This is a genomic window from Actinomadura sp. WAC 06369 (genome assembly GCF_003947565.1).
GTDB classification, from domain to species: domain Bacteria; phylum Actinomycetota; class Actinomycetes; order Streptosporangiales; family Streptosporangiaceae; genus Spirillospora; species Spirillospora rifamycini.
In genome coordinates, this window is the sequence record NZ_QHJN01000247.1 from 1 (window position 1) to 8321 (window position 8321).

Below are 8321 nucleotides of genomic sequence, written 5' to 3' on the forward strand. Positions count from 1 at the left end.
TAGGAGTACCGGCCGAATGGGTGGGGGTGCGGACGGGCGTGCCGTTCGGCCGGTACTCCTACACGGGGGTTCTGCGGCCGCAGGTGGGCGGCGTCCCCGCGGCGGTCGCGGCGGCGTGGGCGGGCATGGGGCTGGCGTCGCACGCGGTCGCGGCCACGCTCGTCCCGGACGGACGGCGGTGGACGCGGGTCGCGGTGGGCGCTTCGGCGCTCACGGCCTGGGACCTGTTCCTCGATCCGCAGATGACGCGGCTGGACCTGTGGAGATGGGCGCGGCGCGGGGCGTACCGGGGCGTGCCCGCGAGCAACTTCGCCGGCTGGCTGGCGGCGTCGGCGCTGCTGACGGGGGCGGTCGACGCGCTCGTCGGGCCGGGACGGGACGTCGCGGAGGGGCTGGTGGCGACCTACGCGGTCATGGCGGTGATGGAGACGGTGGCGTTCGCGGCGGTGTTCCGGCCGCGCGATCCGCTCGTGGCGGCGGCCGGCGGGACGGCGATGGGGGCCTTCGCGGTCCCCGCGGCGGTGCTGGCGGCGCGGCGGCGGACGGCGGCGGCGCGGGCGGGCGGAGGGGACGGCCGATGGCCGAGGTGATCGTGGTCGGCGGCGGCGTCGGCGGCATGGTCGCCGCGCTGCTGCTGGCGCGGGCCGGCCACGGGGTGCGGCTGCACGAGCGGCTGGACCGGCTGGGCGGCAAGCTCGCCGAACGCACGCGGGACGGGTTCGCCTTCTCGCTCGGGCCGTCGCTGCTCACCCTCCCGGACGTGTTCCGCGAGCTGGGCGCCGCGCGGGAGGCCGTCGCCCTGGACGAGCTGTGCCGGTACCGGTTCGCGGACGGATCGGTCCTGCGGGCCTACCGCGACCCGGCCCGCATGGCCGCCGAGGTGGACCGCCTCGCGCCGGGGCAGGGCGCGGCGTGGCGGGCGTTCCACGCGTGGGCGCGCCGGTGCCTCGAGGCGTCGCAGCGGACGTTCTTCGCGGGGCCGCTCGGCCGCCCGCCGCGGGAGGCGCGGCCCGCCGACCTCCTGGCGGTCGCGCCGGGACGGACGCTGCACGGCCTGGCGCGCCGATTCTTCGACGACGGGAGGCTGCGGCAGTACGTCGGGCGGTACGCCACGTACGCCGGGTCCAGCCCTTACCGGGCGCCGGCCGCGCTGGGGTGCGTCCCGGCGATCGAGCACGGCGACGGCGGCTGGTACGTGCCGGGCGGGATGGCCCGGCTGGCGGACGAGCTGGCGGGCCTGCTGGACGACGCGGGCGTGGAGATCCGCACCGGCAGCACGGTCCGGCGGGTCCTGGCCGACGGCGAGTCGGTGAAGGGCGTGGCGCTGGCGTCCGGGGAGCGCGAGAGCGCGGACGCGGTGGTGGTCAACGCCGACGCGGCGGCGCTGTACGGCCGGCTGCTGCCCGACCGGCGGCGGCTGCGCCGGATCGCCGGGCTCGGCCCGTCGTCCTCGGCGTTCCTGATGCTCGCGGGCGTCGACGGCCGGACCGGCGGGCTGCCGCACCATTCGGTGGTCTTCTCGGACGACTACCGGCGGGAGTTCGCGGACGTGTTCCGGCGGCGCGTGCCGCCCCGGGACCCGACGGTCTACATCGGATGCTCGGCGGTGGACGACCCGTCGCAGGCGCCGCCCGGGGCGGAGAACTGGACGATGCTGGTCAACGTCCCCGCGCGCGATCCGGAGCGGTGGCCGGTGACGCCGGAGGCGTACCGCGACCTGGTGCTGGAGCGGCTGGCGCGGCGCGGGCACGACCTGTCGGGACGGCTGCGGTTCGTGGAGCTGTTCACGCCCGCGGACCTGCGGGACCGGTACGGCGCGTGGGGCGGAGCGATCTACGGGACGGCCTACCGGGGGCGGACGGCGCCGCTGCGCCGCCCGGGGAACCGCGGGCCGCGCCGCGGCCTGTACCTGGCGGGCGGGTCCGCGCATCCCGGGGGCGGGCTTCCGCTGGTGGCGATGAGCGGACGCATCGCGGCGTCCCTGGTCGAGGACGACTTCCCGCTCGTCCGGTCGCGGCCGGCGGGGGCGCGGCCGTGAGGGCGCCGACCGCGGCGGCGGCGGTCGCGGCGGCCGCGGTGGCGGCGCGGCTGGCGCGGGGGCGGGACCGTCCGCCCGCCCTGACGGCGCCTCCCCGCAACCGGCCGGCGGAGCCGGTCTCGGTGGTGATCCCCGCGCGCGACGAGGAGCACCGGATCCGGGCGTGCGCGGTGCCGCTGCTGGCGGACCCGGCCGTGCGGGAGGTGATCGTCGTCGACGACCGGTCGCGCGACGGCACCGCGCGCACGGCCGCGGCCCTCGGCGCGACCGTCGTCGCGGGCACCGAGCCGCCCGCGGGCTGGGTGGGCAAGCAGTGGGCGCTGCGGCAGGGGCTGCGCCGCGCGAGGGGGCCCCTCGTGGTGCTCCTGGACGCCGACACCCGCCCGAAGGAAGGGCTGTGCACGGCGCTCGCCGGCATGCTGGAAGAGCGCGACTTGGTCAGCGCGGGCCCCCGTTTCCTCACCGGGAGCGCGGTGGAGCAGGCGTTGCACGCCTCGCTCCTGGCCACCCTGGTCTACCGGTTCGGGCCGGTCGGCCCGGACGCCCGCGGTCCCGGACGGCTGCTCGTCAACGGCCAGTGCCTGGCCTTCCGCAAGGACGCGATGGTCCGGGCCGACGCGTTCGCCCGGGTGCGCGGCCACCTCACCGACGACGTCGCGCTGGGGCGGCTGCTGGCGCGCGACGGGTGGCGGGTCGCGTTCGTCGACGCGGGCGCGCTGCTGGAGGTCGACATGCACGGCGGCGTCGCGGACGTGTGGCGGGAATGGGGGCGCTCGATCGCGCTGCGGGACGTGACGCCGCCGGCCGGGCTCGCCGGCGATCTGGCGGTGGTGTGGCTGACCATGGCGCTGCCGGTGCTGCGCCTGCTGTCCGGGCGTCCCGCGCCGCTGGACCTGGCGCTGCTCGGGCAGCGGTTCCTGCTGACGGCCGCGCTGCGCGGCAGCTACGCAGCTCCGGGGCCCGGGCTGCTGCTGTCGCCGCTGCTGGACCCGGTCGGCGCCGTCCGGCTCACGCTGTCCGTGCTGCGTCCCGCGCGGACGTGGCGCGGCCGCGTCTACGACCGGGACGCGACCGGTCCGCCCGGCCGGAGGGCGCCGCGGCGGCGGGCGGACGGCGCCGCCGTGCGCGCTCGGCCAGGGCCGCCTGCCCGAAGCGGGCACCGATGAAGGCCATCAGCGCCCCGGTGCCCGCCACCTGCGCGGCGGGCGCGAACGGCAGTTGCAGCGCGGGCAGCGCGAACACCGCGACCCGCGCGCCCGTGGCGAAGGAGTGCGCGGCCAGGCCGGTGGCGCCCAGCAGCCCGAGGCCGAGGCCGAACGCCGGCGGGCAGACGACCGCCATGCCGCCCGCGAAGGTCAGCACGCAGCGTCCGCCGCGGCGCCCGGCGAACAGCGGCCAGGCGTGCCCGGCCATCGCCGCGCCCACCGCCGCGTACACCGGGACGACGCTCCGCCCGCGGACCTGCCCGAGCGGGCCCGTCCGCCGGCCGCTCACCGCCAGGGCGAGCAGGCCCGCCGCGGTGCCCTTGAGGAGGTCGCCGGCGAACACGGGCGCGGCCGAGCGGGCGTCCAGGCGCCCCATGACGTTCCAGAAGCCGGGGTTGCGGTCGCCCACCGACCGCGGGTCGAAACCGTGGGCGCGGCCGACCAGGACCGCCGTCGGCACCGAGCCGAGCAGGTAGCCGCCGATGACCGGGACGAGCACGGACGCGGCGGGAACGGGTGTGACGGGTTCGGGCGTCATCGCTTCCTTCCATTTGCTCAGGTACGCGACCGCGGACGCGATGCGCCACATGGCGCTGGACCGCCCGCGGCTCCGCGCGGCCGCGGGGCTGTCGTTCTGGCGCCTGCTGGGCACCGGGCGCGGCCGGTCCATGAGCCTGGGCGCCGACCTGCGCCGCTGGGCGCTGTTCGCGGTCTGGGACGGCGAGGCCGCGCTGGAGGAGTTCCTGGAGCGCTCCGCGGTGGCGCGGCGGTGGCGCGAGGAGACCGCGGAGTCCTGGCACGTGCGGCTGCGGCCGCTGTCCTCGCGCGGGCGGTGGGGCGGCCGGGACCCGTTCGGCGGGCTCGCCCCCCGCCGCGTCCCGGAAGCGCCGGGCGCGCCCGTCGCCGTGCTGACCCGCGCGTCGATCCGCCCGCGCCGGCTCGCGGCGTTCTACCGCGCGGTCCCCGAGGTGGACCGGGCCCTGCGGGAGCAGGAGGGCTGCCTGGCGTCGGTCGGCGTGGGGGAGTGGCCGCTGGCGAGGCAGGCGACGTTCTCGCTGTGGCGGGACGCGGCGGCGATCGACCGGTTCGCCTTCCGGGCCGGAGCCCACCGCGAGGTCATCGGGCGGGTGCGCGCGCACGACTGGTACTCCGAGGAGCTGTTCGCGCGGTTCGTCCCCTATGCGCACCACGGAAGCTGGGACGGCCGCGACCCGCTGCGCACCCGCACCGGGGAGTGACGCGCCGACGGGCGGCGCACCGAGAACCGACCGGCTCATGCGCGGCCTCCGGCGGCCGCGTCCGCGGCGTCGCCGGCCGGGGCCGAGGCGGAGGCGGCCGTGCAGGCCCGCGCGACGGCCGCGGACCCGGACGACCCGTGCGCGACGAGCACCGTTCCGTTCAGGCCCAGCAGCGCGGCGCCGCCGTGGGTGTCGGCGCTGTACAGCCGGCCGACCTTCGCCAGGGCCTCCGGGGGCGCGGCCCCGCGGTCGGCGGCCATGCCCAGCACCGTGCGGACGCAGCCTTCGATGTTCTTCAGGACCACGTTGCCGGTGAACCCGTCGGTGGCCACCACGTCCACGGTTCCGGCCAGCACGTCATGGCCTTCGACGTTGCCGTGGAACCGGACCGGCAGGTCCGGCAGCAGCAGGGCGGCGTCGCGGACGAGCCGGTTGCCCTTGCCCGGCTCGGAACCGATCGACAGCAGCCCCACGCGGGGCTCGGGCACGCCCAGCGCCGTCCGCGCGTACCGGCTGCCCAGGACGGCGAACTGCGCGAGCATCGGCGCCGTCGGGTCGGCGGTCCCGCCCGCGTCGACCAGCACGGTGGCGCCGGCCGCCGTGGGGAGGGCGACGGCCAGCGCGGGGCGCAGCACGCCGTCCGCCCGTCCCAGGGTGCGGACGGCGCAGGCCACCACGGCCCCCGTGGACCCGGCCGACACGAACGCGGCCCGGTCGCGGCGCGCGACTTCGCAGCCGACCCGCAGGCTGGTGGCGGGGCGCGCGGCCGCCGACGCCGCCGCGCCCGCCATGGGGACGACGTCGTCGGCGTGCACGACCTCGAGTTCGCCGGCGCCGCCGTGCCGGCGCAGTTCCCGGTCGATCCGCTCCCGGCGGCCGACCAGCGTCACCCGCACACCGTGCTCGCGGTGCGCGGCCAGGGCGCCCGGCACCGTCTCGCGGGGCCCGTGGTCGCCGCCCATCGCGTCCAGCACCACCGGGCGCCGCGGCGGGACGTCGCCGAGCGCGGTCATCGCGGCTCTCCCGCGAGGAGCGGGCGCCGCTCGGCGCGGGCCGCGGCGGACGCGGCCACGAGGTGCCGCGTGAAGATCACGGCGCGGTGCCGCCGCGGGACGCACGCCCTCCCCGCGAGCACGTCGTGGTCGGCCGCGGCGATCCGGTCCAGGATGCCGCCGTACAGCGCCGCCGCGGCGCGGATGCAGGGACGCGACGACGGCACCAGCATGTCGATGCCCTCCTGCGCGCGCCGGTAGTGGGCGCGGGCCCGCGCGGCCTCGAACGCCACCAGCTCGCGCAGCCTCCGGCCGCACCCGTTCCCGGCGAGGTCGGCCTCGCCGACCCCGAACCGCTCCATGTCCTCCAGGGGCAGGTAGATGCGGCTGCGCGCCCGGTCCTCGGCCACGTCCCGCAGGAAGTTGGTGAGCTGGAAGGCCCGCCCCAGTTCGCGGGCGGGTTCGCGCGCGCTCCGCCCGGTGCCGGGCAGCGTCTCCAGCACCGGGAGCATCATCAGCCCGATCGCCGCCGCCGACCCCTCCATGTAGACCAGCAGGTCCTGGTAGGTGTCGTAGCGGGTGACGGTCAGGTCGGCGCGCATCGACGACATGAACGCCCGGATGTCGTCGTGCTCGATGCCGAAGGACCGCACCGTGTGGACGAACGCGGGGAGCACGGGGTCCGGGACCGGCTCCCCGGCCAGGCTCGCCTCCAGGCGGGCCGCGACGCCGTCGAGCGCCGCGGCCCGCCCGTCCGTGCCCCGCCCGTCCCTGTCCCGCCCGTCTCCGTCCCGTTCGTTCGTGGCCCGTTCGTTCGTGGCCCCGCGGGCGCCGCCGGACGCGTCGACGATGTCGTCCACGTGCCGCGCGAATCCGTAGAGGGCGTGGACGTGCCTGCGTTTCCACGCGGGCAGCAGCAGCGTGGCCAGATAGAAGGAGCGGCCGTGGCGGGCGTTGATGCGGCGGCACTGCTCGTAGCTGGCCGTCAACGTCACCGTGCTCGTGCCCGCCGTCATCGGTCGCCCTCCAGGATCCGGGCGGCGGCCAGCCGACCCGAGATCAGCGCGGGCGGGACACCGACGCCCGGGGCGGTGTACATGCCGGCGAAGTGCAGGCCGGGGACGCGCCGGGCGCGGCCGGACGGGCGCAGCCAGGCGGTCTGGGCGAAGCGGTGGTCCAGCGCGAACGGCGTCCCCGCCGAGTGCCCCAGCCGCGCCCACGCCGGCGGATCGAACGTCAGCCGCGGCCGTCCCGACAGGTCGCCGTAGCCGAGGTCGGCGAGCCGCGCCAGCAGCCGCTCCTCGAGCCGGGGCGCGAGCCGCTCCCAGTCGGCGCCGGACGCCAGGTTCGGCGCGGGCTCCAGCACGCTGAGAGCGGCGTGCCCGGGCGGCGCGGCCGTGTCGTCGGTGTCGATGTAGGTGATCAGCAGGCTGGGGTCGGGCTGCGGGCGCCCGGCCGCCAGCGCGGCGAACGTCTCCTTCCACGTCCGCCCGAAACGCACCGTGTGGTGCGCCCGGCCGGGCGTCCGCCGGTCCAGGCCGACATGCACGACCAGGCAGGACGGCGAGTAGCGGGGCCGCCGCAGCCGCCAGTCGTCCGCGAGGCCCGGCAGCAGCTCCGCCTGGGCGCGCACCCGGTCGCAGGCGATCACCGCGTGGCTCGCGGCGATCCGCTCGCCGGTGTCCAGCCGCACCGCCCGCACCCCGCGGGCGCCGGTCTCGACCCGCTCGGCCCGCACGCCGTACCGCAACTGCGCGCCCGCCTTCTCGGCGACGTCCGCCAGCGCCCGCGGGACGGCGCGCATGCCGCCGCGGCGGGGGAAGTAGACGCCGCCGACGGTGTCCATGTGCGCCACCACCGCGTAGACGGCGAGCGCCCGGTGCGGGGGGAGCCCGACGTACAGCGACTGGAAGGTGTGCGCCCTGATGAGCCGCTCGTCGCGCAACTGCCCGGCGACGAACCGGTCCAGCCGCCGGAACCCGCCCGCCGCGGCCAGCCTCAGCAGGGCGTACGGACGCGCCATGTCGCGCAGCCGGGTCATGTCGGCGTCGATGAAGGCCGGCCATTCCGCCTCGAACATCGCGCGGAGTCGGCGGCGGAACCGCAAATACCGCGCGGCCTCGTCCGGTCCGCACAGGTCGCGGACGTTGCCGGCCATCTCCTCCGCGCCCGCCACGACGTCGAGCCGCGAGCCGTCGGGGAAGGCCAGCCGGTAGTAGGGGTCCAGGCGCCGCAGCGGCAGCCGTCCGTCGAGGTCCTCGCCGGCCGCGCCGAAGGTCGCCGCCAGCACGCCGGGCATCGTCAGCACCGACGGGCCGGTGTCGAACCGGTAGGGGCCCAGCTCCGCCGACCCGCAGCAGCCTCCCGGTCCCCGCTCCGCTTCGACGACCACGACCTCGCGCCCGCGGGCCGCGAGATGGATCGCCGCCGACAGCCCGGCCAGTCCCGCGCCGACCACCACCACCGGACCGGGCGGACGCGCCGGGCCGGGCACCGGGCGTCCACCGGTGCGGCCCCCGGTCCCCGTCACCGGGAGCGGTCGTCCGGTGCCGCCGCCGCGCAGGCCGGCGCCCCGCCGCCGAGGCGTCCGGCGCTTCCCCGCGGCCGGATCCGCGAACGGTGCGCCGAGGAAGGCCGGGTGCATGGGCCGAGAGTTCTGCTCATGGTTTCCCCCTGTCGAAATGGTCGCCCCGTACCCGCCGACCACCGGCGCAAGCGCCGTCCAAAGAAACCTTTGCCGCGCCGCCCGAGTTCCGCCGCGACGAGGCGTTCAGCGCCGTCGCGTACCTGACCCCGGAGGAGATGAGCCGGGTCGCGGACGCCGTCCGGCGGGCGCTCGCCCCCTACC

Annotated in this window: 7 protein-coding genes and 1 pseudogene; 4 read left to right on the forward strand and 4 right to left on the reverse strand. The window is 77.9% G+C overall.

Going from position 1 to position 8321, the window contains the following annotated elements; genetic code table 11:
• The first annotated feature begins 20 nt into the window (after positions 1-20).
• From DMH08_RS36915 to DMH08_RS36925, 3 genes are read left to right on the forward strand one after another with little or no spacing between them, the layout of a single operon-like run.
• Positions 21-590 carry a carotenoid biosynthesis protein gene (locus tag DMH08_RS36915; RefSeq protein ID WP_233618033.1) on the forward strand — a complete coding sequence of 190 codons (570 nt, stop codon included), beginning with the start codon at positions 21-23 and terminating at the stop codon, positions 588-590.
• Positions 578-2038: a phytoene desaturase family protein gene (locus DMH08_RS36920; RefSeq protein WP_125620841.1), complete on the forward strand. Its 1461-nt coding sequence runs from the start codon at positions 578-580 to the stop codon at positions 2036-2038. The genes DMH08_RS36915 and DMH08_RS36920 overlap by 13 nt, the downstream gene beginning before the upstream one ends.
• Positions 2035-3204 carry a glycosyltransferase gene (locus DMH08_RS36925; RefSeq protein ID WP_125620843.1) on the forward strand — a complete coding sequence of 390 codons (1170 nt, stop codon included), beginning with the start codon at positions 2035-2037 and terminating at the stop codon, positions 3202-3204. Before DMH08_RS36920 ends, DMH08_RS36925 begins: the two co-directional genes overlap by 4 nt.
• Positions 3205-3241: 37 nt before the next feature.
• On the opposite strand, the pseudogene DMH08_RS42165 reads toward DMH08_RS36925, so the two are convergent.
• Positions 3242-3913, reverse strand: a pseudogene (locus DMH08_RS42165) (glycerol-3-phosphate acyltransferase); the annotation flags it as partial.
• On the opposite strand from DMH08_RS42165, the gene DMH08_RS36935 reads away from it, so the two are divergent.
• The gene (locus tag DMH08_RS36935) at positions 3831-4481 is read left to right on the forward strand and encodes a spheroidene monooxygenase (protein ID WP_233618034.1); all 651 of its coding nucleotides are present in this window, start codon (positions 3831-3833) and stop codon (positions 4479-4481) included. The pseudogene DMH08_RS42165 and the gene DMH08_RS36935 sit on opposite strands and share 83 nt — an antisense overlap.
• A 35-nt stretch (positions 4482-4516) precedes the next feature.
• Here the strand turns inward: DMH08_RS36935 and DMH08_RS36940 are convergent, their stop codons facing one another.
• Genes DMH08_RS36940 through DMH08_RS36950 form a run of 3 tightly spaced genes read right to left on the reverse strand, consistent with a single transcriptional unit; the run spans position 4517 to position 8117 of the window.
• Positions 4517-5494 (reverse strand): phosphate acyltransferase, encoded by a 978-nt coding sequence (locus tag DMH08_RS36940; RefSeq protein ID WP_125620845.1) that lies wholly within the window; start codon positions 5492-5494, stop codon positions 4517-4519.
• Positions 5491-6489 (reverse strand): phytoene/squalene synthase family protein, encoded by a 999-nt coding sequence (locus DMH08_RS36945; RefSeq protein WP_233618035.1) that lies wholly within the window; start codon positions 6487-6489, stop codon positions 5491-5493. Before DMH08_RS36945 ends, DMH08_RS36940 begins: the two co-directional genes overlap by 4 nt.
• Positions 6486-8117, reverse strand: a complete 1632-nt coding sequence (locus tag DMH08_RS36950) for a phytoene desaturase family protein (protein ID WP_125620846.1) — start codon at positions 8115-8117, stop codon at positions 6486-6488. The genes DMH08_RS36945 and DMH08_RS36950 overlap by 4 nt, the downstream gene beginning before the upstream one ends.
• Between the last annotated feature and the right edge of the window lie 204 nt (positions 8118-8321).

What these genes read in the sequence shown, in the direction of transcription:
- DMH08_RS36945 (WP_233618035.1), bottom strand. Translation starts at nt 6,489, where the DNA reads ATGACGGCGGGCACGAGCACGGTGACGTTGACGGCCAGCTACGAGCAG.
- DMH08_RS36950 (WP_125620846.1), bottom strand. Translation starts at nt 8,117, where the DNA reads ATGCACCCGGCCTTCCTCGGCGCACCGTTCGCGGATCCGGCCGCGGGG.
- DMH08_RS36920 (WP_125620841.1), top strand. Translation starts at nt 578, where the DNA reads ATGGCCGAGGTGATCGTGGTCGGCGGCGGCGTCGGCGGCATGGTCGCC.
- DMH08_RS36935 (WP_233618034.1), top strand. Translation starts at nt 3,831, where the DNA reads ATGGCGCTGGACCGCCCGCGGCTCCGCGCGGCCGCGGGGCTGTCGTTC.
- DMH08_RS36940 (WP_125620845.1), bottom strand. Translation starts at nt 5,494, where the DNA reads ATGACCGCGCTCGGCGACGTCCCGCCGCGGCGCCCGGTGGTGCTGGAC.